Raw genomic sequence first — 22,380 nt, 5'->3', positions numbered from 1 at the left:
CTTCTTGAAAGGTACCTACATTACTTCAAAGTGACGCCTTGTTTGACTCTTTTTCTGATAAGACTGAGAAGAGGTGACTTAATCGCAGGTTCCTTAAGTCATTGTTGAAAGGCCTTCTTAGGCAATAACTTACTCAGCTTTTAGCAATAGTTTGCCTAATGGCATGCTTTATTATTGAAAGCTTAGTCATTTCAAGCCTTTACCCTCTCTGGCCTAATATTTGCTTTATATGCCTGCTTCGCCATGTATGTGGCGCTAACCTAAATAATTGGGCTCATTGCTCAGAAAATAATAAGCATCAGGACGATGAGCTTATTATCTATTAAAGATTAAATGGATTGATGTCATGGCACAGCAAACTGGATTGCAATTTACCCTTAATGTTGAAGGCTTAGCAGAAAATGCGTTTGTTGTGACTGCATTTACTGGTGAAGAGTCTCTCTCCCTTCCTTTCAATTTCAATGTCAGTTTGGCAAGTCGTGTGGAGACGATAACAGCACAAGATGTGGTTGATAAAAATGTGTGCTTAAGTGTTTATCAAGACGGTGTTGCTCAGCAAGTATGGCATGGTGTTGTTAAAGGGTTTGAGCAAGGTGACACGGGACATCATCATACGTTTTATCGTTTAGCCATGGTGCCAGCGTTAAGCCGTTTGGCCTTAAGACACAATAGCCGTATTTTTCAATTACAAACGGCTCCAGAAATTATCTCTATTTTATTACAAGAAATGGGGATTCAAGATTATGCCTTTTCTTTAGGGCGAGAATGCCAACAAAGAGAATACTGTGTTCAATATCGAGAGTCTGATTTAGATTTCGTCGCAAGGCTTGCTGCAGAAGAAGGGATTTTTTACTTCTTTACCCATCTTGAGGGTAAGCACACGTTAGTGTTTAGTGATGATACCCAGACCTTACCTAATGTGGCAAAAGCCATGATGTATAACACCTTATCAGGTGGACAAGCTGGCTTACCCTTTGCGCAAAACTTTATCAGACACACCCAAGTTAAACCTTCTAGCGTGCAATTTAAAGACTATAGCTTTAAACAGCCTGACTATAGTTTTTTGCAAGATGCTATGGGCACTGAGCTTGATGCTCAGCAGATTAATTATGAACATTTTGATTATCCTGGACGCTATAAAGATGATGAAAGTGGCAAGGCGTTTGCGCAATATCGCATGCAGGCACTGAGAAAAGATGCCATTTATGCACAAGGTAAAAGTAACTTTGCGGCGTTAACAACGGGATATAAGGTGACCTTAATGGATCACCCCCAAGAGAATTGTAATCAGGCTTGGTTATTAGTCAGTATTAAGCACAAAGGCGAACAGCCCCAGGCCTTAGAAGAAATGGGTGGTGAAGGGGCAACCAAATATCATAATCAATTCGATGTGATACCAGCATATCGGCAGTGGCGTGCGAATAGCGATGCTAGGCCGAGAGTTACTGGGCCACAAATTGCCATCGTGGTGGGACCAGAAGGGGAAGAGGTCTATTGCGATGAGTTTGGGCGAGTAAAAGTTCAGTTTCCTTGGGACAGATACAGCCAAGGTGATGAATTTTCCAGTGCTTGGGTGCGGGTTTCACAGGCGTGGGCAGGGGCACAGTATGGGATGGTGACCCTGCCGCGGATTGGACATGAAGTTATCGTCAGCTTTTTAGAAGGTGATCCTGATCAGCCGATTATTACGGGTCGTACTTATCATACGGCTAATCAAGCGCCTTATGCCTTACCAGAACATAAAACAAAAACCGTATTGCGCACTGAGTCCCATCAAGGGGATGGTTATAACGAGCTGAGGTTTGAAGACCAAGCCGAGCAAGAAGAAGTGTATTTGCACGCACAAAAAGACCTTAACCTTTTAGTTCAAAATGATCGTACCGATGACATTCAAAATGATCATCATATTAAGGTGGCCAATAGTCGTTTTGATCACATCAAACTAGATGATTCTCTTACAGTAGAAGGGGAGAGGCGCGAGCATGTGGTTCAAAATCAAACCTTGGTGGTTGAAGGCTCTTTAACCCTGAAACAGGGCGAAGCCCTAGTTAACGAAGCCGGAAATGAAATCCATCTTAAAAGTGGCTCAAAAGTCAGTATTGAAGCCAGTAGCGCCATTACGATTAAAGCGGGTGGTAGCTTTATGCAAATTGACGGCGGTGGCGTGCACCTTGTCGGTGGGGCAATTAACCTTAATGCGGGTGGTGCAGCAGGTAAAGGATCTGGCTATCAGGGGGTGGCGGCAGAGCTGCCGAATGCGTTAGAAAATCCTGAACCATTAGCAGAAGCAAGACGTATCTCTTTAGCTGGTTTCTTAAAAGCAGAAGAAGCCAATGTGGTGGCAGTTAAGCTTTGTCCCTTAGCTGAAGGGGGTGCATAATGCGCGAAGCTTGGCTTGCAAAATATGATCAGCAAAACTGTTATTGGCTACTTGATCATGGTACCTGTGAAAAGGCAAAAGATTACTTTTTAGAGCAGGCTGTACAGGGCTTTATGGCCTCTGCTGAGCCGCTTTTTATCGAGCCGCCTTTTGATACTTTAAAGGCGCAAACGCCTTGGCTTATTCCAATATCTGATGTGGCTTTATCTTTACCTGAGAGTATTTTATCTCAAGGAATTTTGTTGCATTCCCAAGCTGAAAAGGCGCTTATCGCCAGGCATTTACGTAGTTTGTTGAATGCTGAGTTAGCAGAAGAGCAAGTGCTTTTTAGGTTTTATGACACCAAGGTGTTATCACAAATGTTGCCTATCTTTAGCCTAGCCGAACAGTCGGAATTTATGGGAAATATTGATTCCATGCTGATTCAACCTGCTTTTGATGAAGGCTCTTTAGAAGAAACCGCTGAGGGCTCTTCAGAAGAAAAAGCTGAGGGCTCTTTAGAAGAACCAGCAGAAGGCTCTTCAGAAGAAACCGCTGAGGGCTCTTTAGAAGAATCAGCTGATGTTGAAAAGGCTTTTATTACCTTAGAAAATGATAAGGCGGCAGAATATCAAGTACGTACTGAGCCTTGGTGGATTATCGCGCCTGAGCATTTAGAGGGTTTATACAATATTAAACACCATGCCTATGCTATTTCTCGTCGCTTATGGGAAGTACTGCCGAGCCTCATGAGCAAACTAAAGGAGCCACTTGCTAAGTTAGAAATGGGCTTTGAAAAAGCAAAAGAGCAAAAACTGTCAAAAGATGACGCTGAGCTTTGGGTATTAGCCCATATTGCCCATGCAACACAAACGGAATTGGATGAGCTTGTTTCCAGTCTAAAACTGGATACTGAGCAGCAAGAATATGTACAAGAATGGATGGAGAATAGTGCATGGCAGCTTTAGCGGGCGATGGTACCTGTATTGAGTGTGAAGCTTTAACTCATTGGATCGAGCTTCAAGTTATTGATGAACACAATAAGGGTTTTGCTGGTATTAAAGGCCTGTTAACTGATGGCGCTGGCACTGAGTATGAAATCACCTTAAAAGATGGCCCTATTCTGGTTAATAAATTAGCCCCAGGGCCTGTGACCTTGGTGCTTGATAATGAAACTTGGTTGGCAGAAGCACAAACCCGTAAACCTGATGATGGCAGTGATCCAGAAATTGCAGCAGAGCTTGATAAAAACCTTTCTAAACCCGGTAATAAAGCCAGTGTAAAAGTGCTTCAATCTGTTACCACAGGGGATTTAATTGTTCTTGAAGGCGAACAAAAACTACCTGAAAAGCATGTGGCAACCGGTTGCCTGAGCCTTATCGCCGATAATAGTTATGTGATTAAAGTAGCTGGCTTTAACTACATAACTTTGAGATTGGGTGTGTTTTTTGATGGTACAGGAAACAATACAGAGAATGCCTTAAATGGACAGCAAGAAATTGAAGAGTGGTTAACAAAAGTTTGTAATGATCCTACTGAGCTAGAAGAAAATTTAGAACTCTGTCGTGAAGGCCAATTACCAGTGGAAGGTAGCTATGCTAATGATAAAACGAATGTGGAAAAACTTTATGCTTTGTATCTAAATCAATTTGATGAAGCGAATAGTCAATTGGCAACTGGAATTTACGTAGAGGGTATAGGTACCACTGAAGGTGAAAGCGACAATATCTTGGGGTCTGCTTTTAGTTTGGGTGATACTTCAATTAAGGCTAGAGTCGAGCAGGTATGTGAAGTACTAATTAAAGATGAACTTGAAAAAATTCAAGGTAATATCGAATATGATGGTGTTTTAAAAATTATATTTGATGTCTTTGGCTTTAGTCGAGGGGCAGCAGCGGCTCGTCACTTCGTAAATACGATAGATACTAAAGATGATCATGGTTTAGTTGAGTCACTACCGACTATTAATGGATTTAGCTTTAAGCTTGGCTTTGACTGGACAAAGCGTGAAGACAGTCGTATTGGCTTTGTTGGTATTTTTGATACGGTTGAGTCTGCTGTGCAGGACACCTTGCTTGGATTGTCTGAAGATTGTGCTGAAAGGGTTGTGCATTTATGTGCGGGCGATGAATATCGTAAAAACTTTCCCTTGACCCGGATTACCTCAGACGTTGAAGGAAGAAAGATAGCGCCGCAATTTACTGAGGTAATGTTACCAGGCGCTCACTCTGATGTGGGTGGTGGTTATAGAAGCCGTCATTCATATTCTGCTAATGCGGATGCTGCTATGATCGAAGGGAGTCGATTGCGCTATTTTGTATGTTCTGAGAGGGAGGAGGCTGGTAAGTTACATACAGATAATAAGGCTTATAGAGACGCATTAAGCTATGCAAAACTTAAATTATCAGAAGGTTGGGGTGATAAAATTGTCACTAAAGTTAAAGGCGACAAGTCATATAATGACGATTTCGCATTTGGTGAAATAGGACTAAAAGTGAAATACCGCTTTATAAGGCGTAAAAACTATAAGCGTAAAGTGATACACGTTGATGTTATGCTAAAAAGAATGGTTGAAGGTGAGTTGTCACGTATTCCACTTCATATGATGTTTGAGGCCGGCTATCAGGCAGGGGCACCATTTAAAGAATGGAAAGAGTCAAATCCAGATTTGAAATTAAATTTAAAAGATAGGTCTTTACCTATAGAACTAAAAGGTATTGATAGTCAGCTTCTTAAGAGTGCTTGTTCAAGTGGTGTATTGGATTTAAGGAATCAAATAGACAATAAAAAGTATAAATTAATTAGACGATATTATTGTCATCATAGTTCTAAAAATAATGGCTTTGTTGATGGTATAGTAAATAGTGCAAATATTGTAAATGATTTACCTGTAAGGGAATATCTTGCAAATACTCCAGGAGAGGAATCTTGAAAAAAAGCATAGTAATTTTACTATCATTTGTACTGGTTGCTTGTACTACTAGCACACCAAAAGAGTGGCGTTACAGAATAGGGCCGACAAACGATGAAATTCATAACACAGGATTAGGCTTTTTTTTCGAAGATAAAAAGTTATTTCAAGGTTATGAGGTAGGCTCTGTTTCTGATTTTCAAAAAAAATCAATTTTAAAAGGTAAATTTAAATTTTTCCATGTAGGGAAGCGAAGTGTAAAGCATGGAGTGCCAGTTGGTGCATTTGTAGAGTGGGTAAGTTTTGTCTCAAAAAAGCGTTATGGTATTGCTCTAGATTTACCAAAAAACTTACCTGAAATGATGATGGATACAACTTCAGCTTCAAATTGTCAGAGTTTGTTTGTTCCTAAAAATCTTGTGTTTGGCCTTGCTCCAAATGGTTATGTGGAAGTGTACTTATTTAATGGTTGTTGGGATGAGAGTGTTTTAGTAAGTCGGGCTTTTGCTAAAGAGGTGGAAACAGAGTATGACAAATCATATGCACTTGAAGAGCAATATGGAATTAATGAATTTCACAATAAGAACAAAGAGTTTCTTGAGAAAAATGAAATGCCTTATTGGCGTTTTCAACTTGATCAAGAGCCTATCTCGACAAGCTATGGTGTGATTAGCTTACCACCTGAAAATGCTAAATAATTCAATTTATAAAATGGAAAAGCCGCTTTCACAGCGGCTTTTTTATTGTCAAAATACGGGTGTAGATTCTAAACATACATAGGGAGAGTGGTTATTTTTAGTTTGACAGGAAGTGTGGCCTATACCATGGGGGTTGTTTTATCCATTTTGGTTTTTGCCTCTTTGGTGTGCGGTTTTATGAAGAGCAGGATGGCGCAAGATAGTTATGAGGAGCTAAAGCAAAGGATTAAGTCTTGGTGGGTGATTATCGGGCTTTTATTTGTTGTGCTGTTAAGCGGTACGACCCTATCCATTATCTTTTTTGCATTTTTAAGCTTCTTGGCGTTAAAAGAGTTCTTATCTATCGTGCCTATGCGACCGGTTGATCGTAAGGTGATTTTCTGGGCCTATTTGTCTATTCCTTTGCAGTATTACTGGGTGTCAATCGAGTGGTATGGCATGTTTATTGTGTTTATTCCTGTGTATGTTTTTTTGTTCTTGCCCATGCGCATGGTGCTTACTGGGGATACTAAGGGGTTTATTCGCTCGGCAGGAGTGGTGCATTGGGCCTGTATGCTGACTGTTTTTAGCATTAGCCATATTGCTTATCTGTTAGTTTTGCCCGGATCTCATAATGAGTCTAATAACGAATATGAAGCATTAGGATTAGTGTTGTTTTTGCTCTTTATGACACAGTTTAATGATGTGGGCCAATATGTTTGGGGCAAGTTGTTTGGCCGTCATAAGATTATCCCTAAAGTGAGTCCGAATAAAACCTGGGAAGGCTTTATTGGAGGTGTTGCAACGGTAACTGTGTGCTCTGCTATCATTGCACCTTTATTAACCCCTTTAAATTATTATCAAGGTGCGTTTGCGGGTTTACTGCTTGCTAGTAGTGGCTTTGTGGGCGATGTGGTTATCTCATCTGTGAAGCGGGATTTGCAAATCAAAGACAGTGGTAGCTTGATTCCAGGGCATGGAGGCATTTTAGATAGAATGGATAGTCTGACTTATACCTCGCCTTTATTTTTTCATTTTATTTATTATGTGAGTTACTGAAAATGGCAAGACTGCTGAAAATTATATTTTTTGCGCTAGTCGTTAAGCCTGTTGTGCTGATCGTATTAGGGCTAAATGTAAGAAATCGAGTCAAGTTACCGACACAGGGCCCCGCCATTATTTTGGCTAACCATAACAGTCATTTGGATGCCTTGGTATTAATGAGTTTATACCCCTTGTCCCAAATTCATAAGGTAAGGCCTGTGGCTGCGGTGGACTATTTTTTAAGTAAAAAAGGTTTTCTTTCTTGGTTGTCTCTGCGCTGTATTAACATTGTGCCTATGCACAGACAAGGCGGGGTAAATAAGGATGAACTCTTTTCTGAATGTCATAAAGCCTTGGATAATAAGGAAATTTTGATTTTATTCCCTGAAGGTAGTCGAGGTAAGCCGGAGCAACTTAGTCAGTTTAAAAAAGGGGCACATTATCTATTAAAGGCAAGGAATGAGACCCAAGCAACGCCCGTTATGATACATGGTTTAGGGCGTTCTCTGCCTAAGGGAGAAGCGCTGTTGGTGCCTTTTAATTGTGATGTGATAGTGGGGGATGAACTGGCTCCAAGTGAGGATGCCGATGACTTTATCAAGCAATTGGATTCAAGTTTTGATTATCTTTCACAGTTTTGCATTACTCGACAATTAGGGGAAAGTAATGATCTTCGTTAGAGGGTATGTAAGATGACTGAGTAATTTGCTCTTTAAGGGATGGAGGGAAGAATTTCGATAGGAAAGGAGCTGTTTGCGTATCAAACAGCTCCTTTTTTGTGAGTAGTGCTTTGTGCTTTCTTAGTTTTATCTGGGTTCTATCTTGGTATTTTTACTTTGTAATCCCTTTTAGCAGGTTTTAGCTTTTGATTTTAAAAAGTTTTCATAAAGAGCAATGTTGACGGCCATATACTTAGACTGTACATAGTTAGGCCTAATTTCATTTAGGTGCTCTCGGATCTCTTCATGACTTTTACCGTTAAAGAGTTGCCAAGCCCAAATGACAATTACAGAGCGAGAAAGCCCTAAGGCGCAATGTACATAAATACCATCTGACTTATGTTTTTCAATTAACATCACTACTTTATGGATGGCTTCAGGGCATTGGATTGTTTGATCTAAAAAACTAAACCTATGCTGAATCAAGGCGGTTTTATTTAAGGGTAACTCGGTTGCCAAGTTGATCACTTGCTTCACGCCTAACTGCTTTATCGTGACGTATTCGGGTAGGCTTGGGTGACGACCAAAATAGACGTTATTTTCGACTTTAGATAATAGGGGTAAAGATGGTTTGTAAAGCATCCATGAAATCTTACAGCCCAAAAAGTAGGGGAGAAAAATAATCCATCGAATCAATCTGGCTTTTTTATAGGTGATATCTAATAGGTGATTATAGCCAAAGGCATAAATCACACTGACACTAAAAGTGCAGATGAAAAAGTACAGAAATACAGGGCTTAGTGCAAAGCTTAGCAAGATCAAAACAATGCTTAAGGCAAGGAAATAATACGCCATCTTTAAGTGTCTTGGGGTCATGAATTGCGTGAGGGCACTCATTTTGGTCTCTTTGCGTATTAGGCAAACGGCTAAAATGCCGACGGCTAAGCCTGTTGGAATATCAATAAAATGATGCTGATAAACAAACAAGGTGGATAGCATAATCATTAACAACCAGCAGAGTAGCACTGACTTAACTATATGGTTAGACAGGGTGTTTTTCATGCTAGCCCAAAAGACAATGGCAAAACTAATGTGTAAAGAGGGTAATTGATTAAAGGGTTTATCTGCTTCTAATAGTTTGAAAAGTAACGAAAATTGATCAGTCACAGGTTTTTCAAAGGCAAATTCTAATGGTATTAAAATAAAGACAATGACGGAAAGTAAGATAATAAAGAGGACTCTTAAAGCCAGTGTTCTTAATTCAATTCGAGTTTGTGGCAGCAAAAATGCGATCACAAAAACCAAATCTGAAGACATATAAGGAATGATAAAGATGGGAATAAAGTCGATGCTTTTTTCCCATTCAAAATAAAAGGAAGGATGTGGCCCTGTTAGGCTCGCCATTTCATTAGCAGCACCATAGAGTAAAAAGAAAACCGTGCCCATGAAAAGGACCCAGATAACTCTTTCTTTTAAGCTGGCATTTGCTTGCATTGAGGGTTCGAAAGTTAACATTGTCCCCCCCTAAAAAGTGCAGTGGAAACAGTAAAAATGCCCCAATTATCAATTTGCATCTTGTCTTTTTCAAAGCCGTGAGAAGAAAAAAGTTTATCAAGCTCATACTGGCTGCGCCTGCGCATCACCCATTTGCTATTTTGATGATTGCCTAAAACATGGGCAATCTGAGTGAGTTGAGGGTGCCAAGGCTGGCCTGTGTAAATAAGATAGCCTTCCTCCTCAATGATGGATGAAACACCCTTGATCGCGTTGATGATGATGTCATTACTGGGGAAAAGCTCGAAGACTCCTGAAATGATGACAATATTGGGTTTAAAGTCATTCTCTTGATAATTATTGAGGTCGAAGGCATCACTTTGAGAGTAGTGAATGTTGTCTAAATTGAGTGCCTGGGCAAGTTGTTGCCCTTGTTCTATGTTCTGAATTTGATAATCCCTGACTTGAATCTGAGCCTCGGGGAACTCTTTTGCAATTTCAATCAGATAGCGTGCAGGACCGCCTGCTATATCCAAAATTTTAATGTCTTTATCTTGTGCCTTTAAGGCGAGAATCTTTTCCCTGATAGCTTCTATACTGTGAGCTTTACGCTGTCGTATGCCTTTCCAACCTATGCTGTTTAAATAGCCCTTATCAATGAGCTTACCTGCTTTAGTGACGCCTTCTGGTTGGTTTTTATAGATATGATCTAGCGTAACGCCTGAATCAAAACCATATTTAAGGCCGATTTTCATCCCTTTACTCATGAAACCTAAATGTCGCATAGCAAGTCGCTGGCAGGCGAAATTTGCTCTTAGGTAAAAAGGCAAAGAGCCAAAGCTGATTTTATCGCACTCTTGTTCAGCAAGATTGATTAACTTATCACTGATGTCCTCTGGTTTGATAGCGAAGGCTTCTTGTGCAAATTGAGCAATTTCATGAATCGCTAAATCCGCATTGTTTTCATATAAAACCCCATGATAAAACCCTTCAAGAGAGATAAAACGCTTATATGGTGAGGATAAGTTGGCATAAAAATCCCCTTGTACCTTTGAATCAACCACATAGTCTTTGCTGGCAGACAAAACTAAAGTGGGGACAGTAATCATGCCCGCATCTTTTACGATACGCTCTCCTGTATCTAGCAGGCTGGTTAGTTGGCTGGCTGGGATGTTTGGTGTAATAAGTGAATCTTGATCGTACTTTTCTTGCTCGGCGATGTTGTGAGTTAAAAAACGTGATTTCACATAGGAGGTAATATTGAGCTTAGGCTTAAAGCTTAAAGCCAGCTTGAGTAGTGGTTTTGCAAAGGGAAAATAGAGTTTGATTTTAAAGGCGGGTGCTACCAGAGCCATACCTTTAATCGCGGGGGCATAATCATGAACCCACGTAGAGGCAACGACACCCGAAACTGAATTGGCAATGATGAAAAGATCTTGAGTTTGTTTCTTTTTTAGATCGCAGACAAAAGTGACAAACTGTCTAAATCTCTCACCAAATGCATAAACTCATAGCTTGCTTCTGCGCTTGATTGGCCATGCCCTCGGTTATCAAATGAATAGATACAATAACCTTCAAATGCTTTGTGTCGTGCAATCTCATCTAGCCGTTCTGAGTGCTCGTGGCCTCGGTGAAGTAATAAAAGTAGCTTGCCATTCGCCTCTTTTGGGTGCCAACTGCGGTAAAAAAGCGATTGCCCATCAAAGCTAGTAAAAGTCCCTGTCTGCATGTCCATAGTTATCATCCTGATCTAAGGTTTTTCTGTCCAATATTGGAATCAATGATTAATTTTTGTGGTTTATTTTATTCCTTTGCTCATGCGTTTATACAAAGTACAAAGGCTAAGTATGAGGGCCACAATGAAATAATAAGTTGCTAGGGTCTCGGTAAGCATTTCGTATGCCAATAACATAGAAAATAATCCCATAATAAAGCTTCTATCACTTTTTCCCATTGGGCCATCATAACGTCTAGTCTGGCTAATGGTTTGGGCAACGACACCAGACATTTCGACCAAAATACTTAGAATAACAAAGACAATAATCAGCTTACTTGGGGCGTTAGGGAGCCAGGCAAAAGGCAAATAAATCACAGTGTCAGAAAAAACATCTGTCATTTCATTTAGCATGGAGCCTTTTTTTGATTGCATCTTATGCTCACGTGCCAGCATGCCATCAATGGCATTAAGCGCCATTCTGATAAATAAGCCCACAGGTAGTAGCATTAAGGCCCAAAACGCGCCGTTAGTCACATAGATAGCGGCCCCTAAAAAGGCGGATAGAAATAGGGCGAACCAGGTCACTTGATTGGCGCTGATACCTAAGTTTGCCATGCTTTGCACTAGGGGTCTTAATAGGTTTTGGAACTTAGGTTTTAATTGATAAATGGTTAACATAAAAATCCTTTTTTAGCTGATAACTTAGGTCATTAGATATAAACCGAGTGCGCAACTTTACGCTGTCGGCTCACAAAATACATCAAAAAAATTCATACAGCCCCAACCCCAATAAGTAGAAATAATTGTGCTTATCTTTAGGTGATGAGTTTTTGTTAACTTTGGGTAATAACTGGCTCGCGCTGGGCAATATCTTGCTCTGTATGCCTTGTTCATTATAAAAAATTGAGTGAGAACAGCGTTTTATATAATTGGCTAAGAAATTGCTTTGGGATCAACTAGCAAAAAAATTGTTATCACTAGAATGGATTAGTTAGATGGAATTGCAATCTGGACTGCGTTTTACACTTCAAATTGAAGGAATGGATGAAAATACCTTTGTGGTTAGAGGGTTTGAAGGTGTGGAATCACTTTCTCAACCTTTTGAGTTTGTGGTGGAACTAGCTAGCCGAGTGGAAAATCATAGCCCGTTGGATATTTTAGATAAGGGTGTCAGTTTATCTGTATTCAATGATGGTGAAGAGCAGCAAACCTGGCATGGGGTTGTTAAGCAGTTCTCTCAAGGGGATACAGGTCATCATCATACTTTTTATCAGCTTATCATGGTGCCTTCTTTAAGTCGCTCTGGTTTGCGTCAAAACAGCCGGATTTTCCAGCTGCAAACTGTGCCTGAGATTATTTCAATTCTGCTCCAAGAAATGGGGATTGATGATTATGCTTTTTCAATGCTTAGAGAGTGTGAGCCGCGTGAGTTTTGTGCCCAGTACCGTGAAACTGACTTAGATTTTATTCAGCGAATTGCCGCCGAAGAAGGCTTGTTTTTCTTCTTTAGTCATGTGGCAGAAAAACACACCTTAATATTTAGTGATAATAATCAGGCTTTACCTAATATCAGTGAAACCTGCGCTTATAATGCCAATGCGGCAGGTGGAAAAGGGGCACCTTTTGTTCAAGCCTTTAAACGTTTAGATCAGATTGCGCCATCTAATGTGACCTTAAAGGATTACAGCTTCAAACAGCCAGATTATTCTTTTTTACAAACGGCTAATACCGATGCCTTAAGTCATTATTATGAGTTTTTTGATGCACCTGGACGCTTCAAAGAAGATGAATCAGGCAAAGCTTTTACCTTGTATCGACTTCAATCTTTACGAAAGCACTCAGCAATTGCCTTGGCTCAATCTAATATTGCAAGTCTTACTGCTGGCGCAAAAATGCTACTTGAGCGCCATCCTGATGATGATTGTAATCAAGATTGGTTACTGACTCGCGTTGTCCATAAAGGCGAGCAGCCCCAAGCATTGGAAGAAATGGGGGGAGAAGGTCTGACTTATTACCGAAATAAGGTGGAAGTTATTCCTAGTGAGATGAGCTGGCGGGCTGATATTAATGGTAAACCCAGAATTGACGGTGCCCAAATTGCAATTGTGGTTGGGCCTGAAGGTGAAGAGATTTACTGTGATGAGTTTGGGCGAGTTAAAGTACAATTTCCTTGGGATAGGTATGCTAATGGTGATGACCTTGCTAGTTGTTGGGTCAGAGTTTCAAGTCTTTGGGCTGGGTCCATGTACGGTGTTGTGAGTATGCCGCGCATTGGTCATGAGGTTGTTGTTGAATATCTTGAGGGTGATCCTGATCAGCCTATTATTACAGGGCGCGCTTTTAATGCGATGAGTTTACCGCCTTATGCACTGCCTGAACATATGAGCAAAACGGTCTTGCGTACCCAGAGTCATCAAGGTGAGGGATATAATGAAATTGCATTTGAAGATCAAGCTGAGCAAGAGCTGATTTCTGTTATTGCGCAAAAGGATTTAAATTTGACCGTTTTGAATGATCGTATTGATACGGTCGATCATGATGTGCATTTGGCGATTGAAAATAATCGCAGTCAAACGGTAAATGCCAATCATCACCTCAAAGTGGAAGCGGAGCAAAGAGTGAAAGTTAAAGGTAATAAGGAGAGTGATGTTGCTGCAAACTTGCAGCGTAAGCAAGCCAAGGCCTTATTGCTGGATGCGGGTCTTGATATCGCATTAACCGGGGCTTCAAATGTCGTCATTGATGCCGGTAATGAAATCACCCTGTCTGCGGGAGGAAGCTTTGTTAAAGTGGATGCGGCTGGGGTGCATGTTTCTGGCGCTGCCATTAATCTTAATTAGTGTCTAAAATTTTAAAAGGATTTAACTTATGGGTAATGCCGCAAAGGTTGGGGATCAGGGTTTGGATCATGATGGTTTTCCACCCACAGCAATTACAGCAGGGTCAGGTACGGTGAAAGCAGATGGTGCTGCGATTGCAAGGTTAGGAGACCCACTTGAGCAACATTCAAAGCCTAAGCATCCACCCCATGGGCGTGCTATTGCAGGGGGATCTGGAAGTGTATTTGCAGATGGCAAACCTGTGGCAAGAAGTGGTGATCCGGTGGGGTGTGGTGGCGCGTTAACAGGTGGCGGCACGGTGAATGTAGGTTGAAGCATTCTGGTTAACGAAAGTCTTGACCTCTTATACTAAGAGAGGTCAAATTTTCAGCATTTCAGCATTTCAGCATTTCAGCATTTCAGCATTTCAGCATTTCAGCATTTCAGCATTTCAGCATTTCAGCATTTCAGCATTTCAGCATTTCAGCATTTCAGCATTTCAGCATTTCAGCATTTCAGCATTTCAGCATTCCGTCAGCTATAAAATATTAAAGAGAGCCTCTCATCTCGTGTGTTTGTCTTTGGATTAGAAGCAAGATATTACTCTTAAGCAAACAATGGCTTGTGGGCCAAGCAATTAGTTGCTTAATAAAAGTTAAAAAGAGTGTAGAGAAATTTAAAAATTTAAAAAAATAAAAAATATAATCATTTAAAATCAATGGCTTATAAATATGTTTTGTTTGTTTTTATTTTTTGGCATGTGGGTTGCTTTATAGGGGTGTCTACATGAGTAAGACGTCATTTTTTAAGGAACTGCGGTTCACATTTATAAGGATTATATTATGCCAACTCCATGCTACATTGCGATTGAAGGTAACACACAAGGTAACATCACAGCAGGTTCATTCACTGCAGATTCTGTCGGTAATATTTATGTAGAAGGTCACGAAGATGAGATGCTAGTTCAGCAGTTCGATCACATCGTAACTGTTCCTACAGACCCTCAGTCTGGTCAACCAGCTGGTCAACGTGTACATAAGCCTTTCAAATTTACAGTAGCACTAAACAAATCAGTACCTCTAATGTATAACGCATTGGCATCTGGTGAAGCGCTTCCTACTGTTGAATTGAAGTGGTACCGCACGTCAGTTGAAGGTAAGCAAGAGCATTTCTTCTCAACAAAATTAACGGATGCAACCATTGTTAATATTGATTGTAAAATGCCTCATTGCCAAGACACTGCTAAGTCTGAGTTCACTCAGCTAGTCGAAGTATCTTTAGCATACCGTAAAGTTGATTGGGAACACACAGTTGCAGGAACATCTGGTTCTGATGACTGGAGAGCGCCTGTAGAAGCATAAGTTATTATTATAAATTATGCTTAAGATTAAATAATATAATTTAATCTTATTTAAAAGAAACCACATGACCTTAATCGGCATGTGGTTTTTTTTGGTTTTTAATTATTTGAAATGTGTAGAAATGGTGCAGTTTATAAGGTGGTGAGCAAAATTCATTTTTAATGTAATTTTTAGTTAATAAAAATACGAAATTTTTAATATAACAAAAGTTATAAAGTGTTATTTTTTATAAATAACTAGCACTAAAGTTGAGTAAATTTTTATTTTTTTTCTAGTAATATTTTATTGCTGATAAGTTCTTTTTTGAATGTTATCTAATTTCGATAAAGCTAATATTCACAATAAATCGATGAAAAATATGAGTTTTTATAAATAAAAAGCATATTTCTATGTAAAAATCGTGATAAATGTGTAGCGAATCTTATTTCTTCGCTTTGTGTGTTTTTTGTATTTTTGTAGGAAATTGGCTATTGAAAACAAAATATTTGTTGATAACCTCTGCATCGCATTTAAAAAGTGCTTAGCGGATTTATTAAATGGAATTCAGTGTGATTTTATGTAAATGAAATTACATTTAAACAAATTGGAGTTAAAGGGAAGGTATGTCAAAGGAACAAAGTGTTGCCCCAAAAGAACGTATTAATATTAAGTATGTTCCAAATACTGGTGATGTTCAGTCAGAAATTGAATTGCCATTAAAAACATTGGTTATTGGTGATTTTAAAGGTCACCCAGAAGAAGCACCTATTGAAGATAGGGAAGCGATTTCAATTGATAAGAATAATTTCACATCTGTTATGCGTGAAAGTGAATTGTCTGTCAGTGCTTCTGTTCCAAATAAATTGGTTGATGAAGAAGGTCAGGATTTAGCGGTAAATCTTGAATTTAAATCTTTAGCTGATTTCTCGCCTGATTCAATTGTTAAGCAAGTACCAGAGCTAAATAAATTGATCGAGTTAAGAGAAGCGTTAGTCGCTCTAAAAGGTCCTCTTGGTAATGTGCCTGCTTTTCGTTCTCGTATGCAAGACTTGCTTACATCGGATGAGTCACGTGAAAAACTGCTAGCCGAACTTGAGCTTCTAAGCAGTGCTGAAGAGCCTGAAGTAACTGAGTAAAGGTTAGAGTGTTTTAATAAGGAATGTTGAAGGTAAAGTGATATGTCTGAACAAGAACAGGTAGTAGAACAACAGGGTCAATCTCAAATCGGTTTGCTAGATGAGATCATGGCGCAAACGAAAATGGCGCCTGATGAAGAAGGTTACGGCGTTGCTAAAAAAGGGGTGACTGCCTTTATCGAGAACCTTTTAGGTTCTGGCCAAACGATTGATATCGTCAATAAGTCATTAGTTGACCAAATGCTTGTTGAGCTAGATAAAAAGATTGGTACGCAGGTTGATGCGATTTTGCACAATGAGTCTGTGCAGCAGATGGAATCTGCTTGGCGTGGACTTAAGTTGCTGATTGATCGTACTGACTTTAAAGAGAATATTAAAATTGAACTCTTGCATGCGACCAAGGATGAGTTGCTAGAAGATTTTGAATTTGCACCAGAAACAACGCAATCAGGTCTGTATAAGCATGTGTATTCTGCCGGTTACGGCCAGTTTGGTGGTGAGCCTGTTGGTGCGATTATCGGTCATTATGCCTTTACGCCATCAACACCTGATATGAAGCTTTTGCAATATGTTGGTAGTGTGGGTGCTATGGCACATGCACCTTTTATTTCTGGTGTGGCACCAGAGTTCTTCGGGGTTGATTCCTTTGAAGAAATTTCCAATATTAAAGACCTTAAGTCTACCTTTGAAAGCCCTAAATACACAAAATGGCGTTCATTGAGAGAGACTGAAGATGCTCGCTATATTGGCCTTACCGCGCCGCGCTTTTTATTAAGGGTTCCTTATGACCCTGTTGAAAATCCGATCAAAGAATTCAACTACACAGAAAGTGTTAGTGATTCCCATGAAAGCTATTTGTGGGGTAATACGGCCTTTGCTTTTGCAACCCGTCTGACTGACAGTTTTGCAAAATACCGCTGGTGTCCAAATGTGATTGGTCCTCAAAGTGGTGGTGCCGTTGAAGATCTACCAGTACATGTTTTTGAATCTATGGGTGCTTTGCATTCTAAAATTCCAACTGAAGTACTGATCACTGATCGTAAAGATTTCGAGCTTTCTGAAGAAGGCTTTATTGGTCTTACCATGCGTAAGGGTAGTGATAATGCTGCTTTCTTTGCGGCGAACTCTATTCAAAAGCCTAAAATTTTCCCAAATACTAAAGAAGGGAAAGAGGCGGAAACTAATTACAAACTAGGTACACAACTACCTTATATGATGATTATTAACCGTCTAGCGCATTACATCAAAGTGTTACAGCGTGAACAAATAGGTTCTTGGAAAGAAAGACAAGATCTTGAGCGTGAGCTGAATGGTTGGATTAAGCAATATGTTGCTGACCAAGAAAACCCACCAGCAGATGTTCGTAGTCGTCGTCCTCTTCGTGCTGCAAAAATTGAAGTGCATGATGTTGAAGGCGATCCAGGTTGGTACCAGGTGTCTTTGGCTGTTCGCCCTCACTTCAAATACATGGGTGCTAATTTCGAATTGTCACTTGTTGGGCGTTTGGATCAGTAATCTATGTCGTATGTCGCACTTGAAGAAAGTGCGTATGGCGTCAGCTTTTTTGAACGTTTAGAAGTTGGCGCATCACTAAGGTCTGTAACCCAAGGGCCAGACCCTAGTGATGTACTTGAATCGATTAAGCGCAACGTAAGTAATTTATTAAATACCCGATTAGGTGAGGCCCAAAGCGCACCTGGTCTGGGGTTAATAGATTTTAACGATGCAACCTTAGGCAGCAATGATCTTGCTGTACAGATTAAGTTTGCCATACGCCACTGTCTTGAAAAATATGAGCCGCGCTTAAGCTGTATGGAAATTCGTGTTGTATCTGACCTTAATAGTCCTTTGAACTTAAGGTTTCAGATCGAGGCGAAGATAAGTAGTAAAGCTTTACATGAAAGCGTTCAGATTCAGTTGTTGCTGGATAATAGTAGAAAATACAGAGTATTTTAGTTGTGTCGCAGGATAAATATTTCAGGGAAGAACTTGCCTTTTTAAAAGAGCAAGGCGCAGAGTTTACGCAGGTACATCCTCAGTTATCACGCTTTTTAAATGGCGGAGCAACGGATCCAGATGTTGAGCGATTATTAGAAGGGTTTGCATTTTTAACAGGGCGTTTACGTGCCAAAGTTGAAGATGAGTTCCCTGAGCTAACACATTCTATTATCGGTATGTTGTGGCCTAATTATTTAAGGCCTGTGCCAAGTATGACGATTGTGAAATTTTTCCCAGCGGAAAAGTCGATCAGCTCTGGTCAGAAGGTAAAAAAAGGGACTTATCTAGACAGTAAGCCTGTATTGGATACCGTTTGTCAGTTTCGTACTTGTCGTGATCTGGATGTTTATCCACTTGAGTGCCAGTCTGTTGAAACCACTAACTTTCGAGATTCATCCGAGATTAACTTGAACCTGAATGTTCTGGGTGATCAGCGTTTGATCGACATTAACTTGTCTGATTTACGTTTTTATATTGGTGGTCAATCTTACAGTGCTCAAATGCTTTATCTATGGCTTAGCCATTATTTAACAGGGATAGACATTGTTAGTAATGGCAAGGTTATTTCTCTGCCTAAAAGCTGCTTTCAATTAGCCGGCTTTGATAGTGAAGATGCTCTGTTAAGTTACCCTAAAAATGTTTATGAAGGTTACCGTATTCTGCAAGAGTACTTGAGCTTTCAAGAGGCGTTTTTGTTTTTTGACCTTAAGGCAATCGGTCGTTTTATTACCCCAGATATGACAGGGGATCTTACCATTCAGTTCCGCTTTTCTAAGATGATTCCAGCGGATGTTAGGGTAAGGGAAGAGTGTTTTCAGCTTTACTGTACACCTGCTATTAATTTGTTTGAACATGATGCAGATCCCATCGATTTAAACGGTAAAAGCAGTGAATATCGCATTACGCCTTCAAGTCGTTATCCCGCTAACTATGAAATTTTTAGCGTTGATAAAGTGGAAGGCTGGCAGGATACCCAAAATGGTCGGGAACGAGGAAGACCAAGGCTTTATACCCCATTTGAAAGTTTTCAACATGAGATAGAGCGTACTCGTCATAGAAAGGCGCTTTATTATCGTGTCCGTGTAAAAGACAGTATTCGTAGTGATGGTTTTGACCACTTTATTTCTTTTGTCAGAAGTGATGAGACCGCTGCGGTGGGAATTAGCGAAGCGGTGTCCCTAGCGATTACCTGTAGTAATCGACAGTTGCCAATGGAGTTGGGTCGTGGCGATATCTGTGTGCCTACGAGCAGTTCTCCAACCTTTGCTAAATTTGAAAACATTACTGAGCCAACACAGGCGCTTCGTCCTGTTTTAGATGGCAGTTTGTTATGGACCTTAATTTCTAATTTATCACTTAACTATTTATCGCTGCTTTCTAAAGATGCATTGAGTGCTGTATTGCGTGCTTATGACTTTAGAGCCTTGGTAGATCGACAGGCCGAAATTGTTGCTCAGCAACGCTTGCAAGGAATAAGCAAAATTACTTCTAAGCCCATTGAGAAAATTATGAGAGGCCTACCTGTACGAGGGCTGCAGTCTGAGATCACCCTGGATCAATCTGCTTTTGGTTCAGAGGGAGACTTATATTTATTTGGTACTGTGTTGAGCCGCTTTTTTACCTTGTACGCCAGTATTAACTCTTTTCATGAGCTTGTTGTGATTAATTCAGTGAATAACGAACGTTATACCTGGGGCGCAAAAATTGGTGTGCAGCCATTAATTTAGGTGATTGTTTTATGGAAGATACTTTACCTAAAAATGTAGAGACTTATAACTTCTATCAGTTGGTTGAGTTGTTACACAGGCTACTAGAAGAAGACCCGGAAAGTGAAGAATGGGAAGTGGCTTGTCGTATGTTATTTACGGCCAACCCTAGTATGGGGTTTCCCGCCAGTGATGTGACTGGACTATTAGCTGATCAGAGCGGTCAGTTACAGCTAGAAACAACCTTTATGGGGTTATCTGGCTCTCAGTCACCCTTGCCTGGTTTTTTTCTGGAGCAAATTGCGTCAGAGGAAGAGGGAGGGGTGAGACGACCCTTTTTAGATTTTTTTAATCATAGGCTGATTTCTTTGGTGTATCGCGTATGGCGAAAATACCGCTATTACGTGCGTTTTAAAGAAGATGCCAGTGATGTTTTTTCGGCTCAGTTATTTGCTTTGGTGGGGCTTGCGGACAAAAACCTACGGGGTGAAACGCCGATTAACTGGTGCAAGATGCTGTCTTACGCTGGCATGTTGGCTGGGCGAAGCCGATCTCCTCAAGTGGTATCTGGGATAGTGGCACACTGCTTTGATTTAGAAGATGTTTCGATTGAACAGTGGGTGGTGAGAAAAGTTCGCATTCCAGTAGAGCAAGCCATGTGCCTTGGGGTTGCAAATGGCAGCTTAGGGGAAGACACCATTATTGGTGATGAAGTTAAAGATTGTACGGGTAAGTTTGTGATTTGTGTAAAAGGCCTGACCCAAGAACGGTTCGCAGACTTTTTGCCTTCGGGTAAAGAATATCAACCTTTTTGTCGCTTGATTGAGTTTATTTTACGAGAGCAGATGGCATTTGATTTAGACCTTGAACTTAAGCATGTAGAAGCATCTGCACTGAGTTTAGGTGGGAAAGATGGCTTCTCCTTAGGTTGGACTTCTTTCATGGGCAGCAATAACCAAAACCGAAAAGTACGGATACAAATAAGAGGCTAGGCAGGCAAGATGTCAGATCAAGGCGTAATTTCATTTGTTGTTACAAACCCTCAAATTTTGGAGGCAGGACTATCTGCATCCAATGTGTTTACTGTAAGCGGTGGTTTTATTGGTTCAGGGTTAACAGATGATTGGTGTTTGAAAGACGGTGCTGGTGACGTGAGAGAAAGCCATTGTCGAATTGTGTATGTGGACGGTTTTTTCTGTTTGTCTGATGTGAGTAATGCGACTTACATCAATGGTTCTTTAATGGCAGTGGGGCGTAAAACGCTGGCTCGCCTAAACGAAAAAGATGTGCTGAATATCGGCCCTTATAAAATCAGGGTGTCGTTTGAGTTGAGTGCAGACGAAATGTCGCAAGGGCCACAAACCATAGATCGACTATTCAGTGTTGATGAAGATGAGCTGAATTTGAATCGTTTTGACTTGGTTCAAGATCAAGCACAAGCACACTCTCAACCCCATATTGCTTATGACCCTTTGCTGGCGCTTGATGAGCTTGAAGAGCATGTGGTTGAAGAGGATCTTATTAATGAGCCAGAGCCTGATCAAGAAGAGTTAGACAAAGAGGCACTGACAGAATATTTATTGGCTCAAGATCAGGTTTGGAAAGGGCCTGAATTATTGGTGCAAGCGGATTCTGAAAGGGATTCTGATTCGGCCATTGCATTGCAAACAAGTTCGCAAAAAAAACCGCTTAGCTTAAGCAACACTATTGAAAAAGAAGAGAGTAAAGGATTGTTCTCTAAAGCAAAATCTAAAGCAGAGAGCTTTAAACAAAACTCGAAAAAAACAATTTCTACTCTAACCAAAAAAACGCATAACAATTGGAATTTAGCCACTAAGGAAAGTCAGATGGACGAAGAAGTATTAGATTTATTGGAAAAAGAAATGGGTATGGACTTCAGCCAAGAAGCGCCAGAAGGTGAAGGAAATCACCTGCTAACTGGGCCTATTTTTAGGGGGCTTGGGGTAAATGCTGCCAATAACGATAATGCGGCTGATTTACAGCTTTTATCAGAAGAAATGGGAGCCTCTTTAAAGGCTGCTATTGCTGGTGTACTGGATATCCATAAGCAAGTTGAAACGAGCCGTTATGGTGGCATGAATAAAAACCTTCAACCTATTGAAGATAACCCTTTACGTTTAGGCATGACCTACGAGCAAACCGTATTAACCATGTTTGATTCTAACCGTAGCCCGGTTCATCTATCGGCACCTGCTGCCATTGATGAAAGTCTTCGTCTGGTACAACACCATAATGCAGCAGTCGAAAATGCCATTTCTGAAGCCTTGACTCATGTGCTTAATGCGTTTTCACCTGAGACTTTAATGCGTCGCTTCATGAGTTACCGCCGTCCCGGACAATTTGTGAATGAATCCCAAGAAGAGTGGGCTTGGGGCATGTATGAAAGCTATTTCAAAGAGCTTTCTTCAAATCGTCAGCAAGGCTTTGAAAAACTATTCTGGGAAATTTTTGATCAGTTTTATGACAAAAAATTGCGTGATATTCAAAGGGAGAACTAAC

18 protein-coding genes and 1 pseudogene are annotated in these 22,380 nt (G+C 40.4%); 15 read left to right on the top strand and 4 right to left on the bottom strand.

From position 1 onward, the window contains the following. Positions 1–346 precede the first annotated feature (346 nt). The 6 genes from MED121_RS00450 to MED121_RS00425 all read left to right on the top strand — a co-directional run bounded on the left by MED121_RS00450 (position 347) and on the right by MED121_RS00425 (position 7,671). Positions 347–2,380, top strand: a complete 2,034-nt coding sequence (locus MED121_RS00450) for a type VI secretion system tip protein VgrG (protein WP_009831595.1) — start codon at positions 347–349, stop codon at positions 2,378–2,380. Continuing rightward, positions 2,380–3,327 (top strand): DUF4123 domain-containing protein, encoded by a 948-nt coding sequence (locus MED121_RS23495; RefSeq protein ID WP_009831594.1) that lies wholly within the window; start codon positions 2,380–2,382, stop codon positions 3,325–3,327. Before MED121_RS00450 ends, MED121_RS23495 begins: the two co-directional genes overlap by 1 nt. Next, positions 3,315–5,291 (top strand): DUF2235 domain-containing protein, encoded by a 1,977-nt coding sequence (locus MED121_RS00440; protein ID WP_009831593.1) that lies wholly within the window; start codon positions 3,315–3,317, stop codon positions 5,289–5,291. Before MED121_RS23495 ends, MED121_RS00440 begins: the two co-directional genes overlap by 13 nt. After that, on the top strand, positions 5,288–5,968 hold the full coding sequence (locus tag MED121_RS00435) for a DUF2931 family protein (protein ID WP_009831592.1): 681 nt from the start codon (positions 5,288–5,290) through the stop codon (positions 5,966–5,968). Before MED121_RS00440 ends, MED121_RS00435 begins: the two co-directional genes overlap by 4 nt. 102 nt (positions 5,969–6,070) lie before the next feature. Further along, positions 6,071–7,006, top strand: a complete 936-nt coding sequence (locus MED121_RS00430) for a phosphatidate cytidylyltransferase (protein ID WP_207382761.1) — start codon at positions 6,071–6,073, stop codon at positions 7,004–7,006. A 2-nt stretch (positions 7,007–7,008) separates the two neighbouring features. Then, entirely contained in the window at positions 7,009–7,671 is a 663-nt protein-coding gene (locus MED121_RS00425; protein WP_009831590.1) for a lysophospholipid acyltransferase family protein, read from the top strand. 168 nt (positions 7,672–7,839) lie between these two features. Here MED121_RS00425 and MED121_RS00420 read toward each other — a convergent pair whose 3' ends face one another. The 4 genes and pseudogenes from MED121_RS00420 to MED121_RS00410 form a co-directional block, all read right to left on the bottom strand. Continuing rightward, complete coding sequence (locus MED121_RS00420) at positions 7,840–9,165, bottom strand: dual specificity protein phosphatase family protein (protein ID WP_009831589.1); 1,326 nt, start codon at positions 9,163–9,165, stop codon at positions 7,840–7,842. Continuing rightward, positions 9,159–10,079, bottom strand: a complete 921-nt coding sequence (locus MED121_RS24575; protein WP_278043824.1) for a class I SAM-dependent methyltransferase family protein — start codon at positions 10,077–10,079, stop codon at positions 9,159–9,161. The genes MED121_RS00420 and MED121_RS24575 overlap by 7 nt, the downstream gene beginning before the upstream one ends. Before the next feature lie 84 nt (positions 10,080–10,163). Further along, positions 10,164–10,873, bottom strand: a pseudogene (locus tag MED121_RS24570) (lysophospholipase); the annotation flags it as partial. A 69-nt stretch (positions 10,874–10,942) separates the two neighbouring features. Next, positions 10,943–11,539: a CDP-alcohol phosphatidyltransferase family protein gene (locus tag MED121_RS00410; protein WP_009831586.1), complete on the bottom strand. Its 597-nt coding sequence runs from the start codon at positions 11,537–11,539 to the stop codon at positions 10,943–10,945. 317 nt (positions 11,540–11,856) lie between these two features. Between MED121_RS00410 and tssI the strand changes: the two genes are divergently transcribed. The 9 genes from tssI to tagH all read left to right on the top strand — a co-directional run bounded on the left by tssI (position 11,857) and on the right by tagH (position 22,379). Beyond that, a complete protein-coding gene (gene tssI / locus MED121_RS00405) occupies positions 11,857–13,701 on the top strand; it encodes a type VI secretion system tip protein TssI/VgrG (protein ID WP_009831585.1) in 1,845 nt (614 codons plus the stop codon). A 28-nt stretch (positions 13,702–13,729) separates the two neighbouring features. Continuing rightward, the gene (locus MED121_RS00400) at positions 13,730–14,014 is read left to right on the top strand and encodes a type VI secretion system PAAR protein (protein ID WP_009831584.1); all 285 of its coding nucleotides are present in this window, start codon (positions 13,730–13,732) and stop codon (positions 14,012–14,014) included. A gap of 508 nt (positions 14,015–14,522) precedes the next feature. Further along, complete coding sequence (locus MED121_RS00395) at positions 14,523–15,041, top strand: Hcp family type VI secretion system effector (RefSeq protein WP_009831583.1); 519 nt, start codon at positions 14,523–14,525, stop codon at positions 15,039–15,041. Positions 15,042–15,643: 602 nt separating this feature from the next. Then, positions 15,644–16,156 carry a type VI secretion system contractile sheath small subunit gene (tssB, locus tag MED121_RS00390; RefSeq protein WP_009831582.1) on the top strand — a complete coding sequence of 171 codons (513 nt, stop codon included), beginning with the start codon at positions 15,644–15,646 and terminating at the stop codon, positions 16,154–16,156. A 42-nt stretch (positions 16,157–16,198) separates the two neighbouring features. Then, entirely contained in the window at positions 16,199–17,671 is a 1,473-nt protein-coding gene (tssC, locus tag MED121_RS00385; protein WP_009831581.1) for a type VI secretion system contractile sheath large subunit, read from the top strand. Positions 17,672–17,674: 3 nt separating this feature from the next. Beyond that, entirely contained in the window at positions 17,675–18,112 is a 438-nt protein-coding gene (tssE, locus tag MED121_RS00380; protein WP_009831580.1) for a type VI secretion system baseplate subunit TssE, read from the top strand. A gap of 2 nt (positions 18,113–18,114) precedes the next feature. Next, positions 18,115–19,881, top strand: coding sequence for a type VI secretion system baseplate subunit TssF (gene tssF / locus MED121_RS00375; protein ID WP_009831579.1), 1,767 nt, complete (start codon positions 18,115–18,117; stop codon positions 19,879–19,881). An 11-nt stretch (positions 19,882–19,892) separates the two neighbouring features. Beyond that, a complete protein-coding gene (gene tssG / locus MED121_RS00370) occupies positions 19,893–20,852 on the top strand; it encodes a type VI secretion system baseplate subunit TssG (RefSeq protein ID WP_009831578.1) in 960 nt (319 codons plus the stop codon). Positions 20,853–20,861: 9 nt separating this feature from the next. Next, positions 20,862–22,379 (top strand): type VI secretion system-associated FHA domain protein TagH, encoded by a 1,518-nt coding sequence (gene tagH, locus MED121_RS00365; RefSeq protein ID WP_009831577.1) that lies wholly within the window; start codon positions 20,862–20,864, stop codon positions 22,377–22,379. Position 22,380 lies beyond the last annotated feature (1 nt).

Source organism: Marinomonas sp. MED121 (assembly GCF_000153025.1).
Classification (GTDB): Bacteria; Pseudomonadota; Gammaproteobacteria; order Pseudomonadales; family Marinomonadaceae; genus Marinomonas.
Note: the sequence above shows the minus strand (reverse complement) of the source record. Positions and strands in the feature narration are given on the sequence as shown.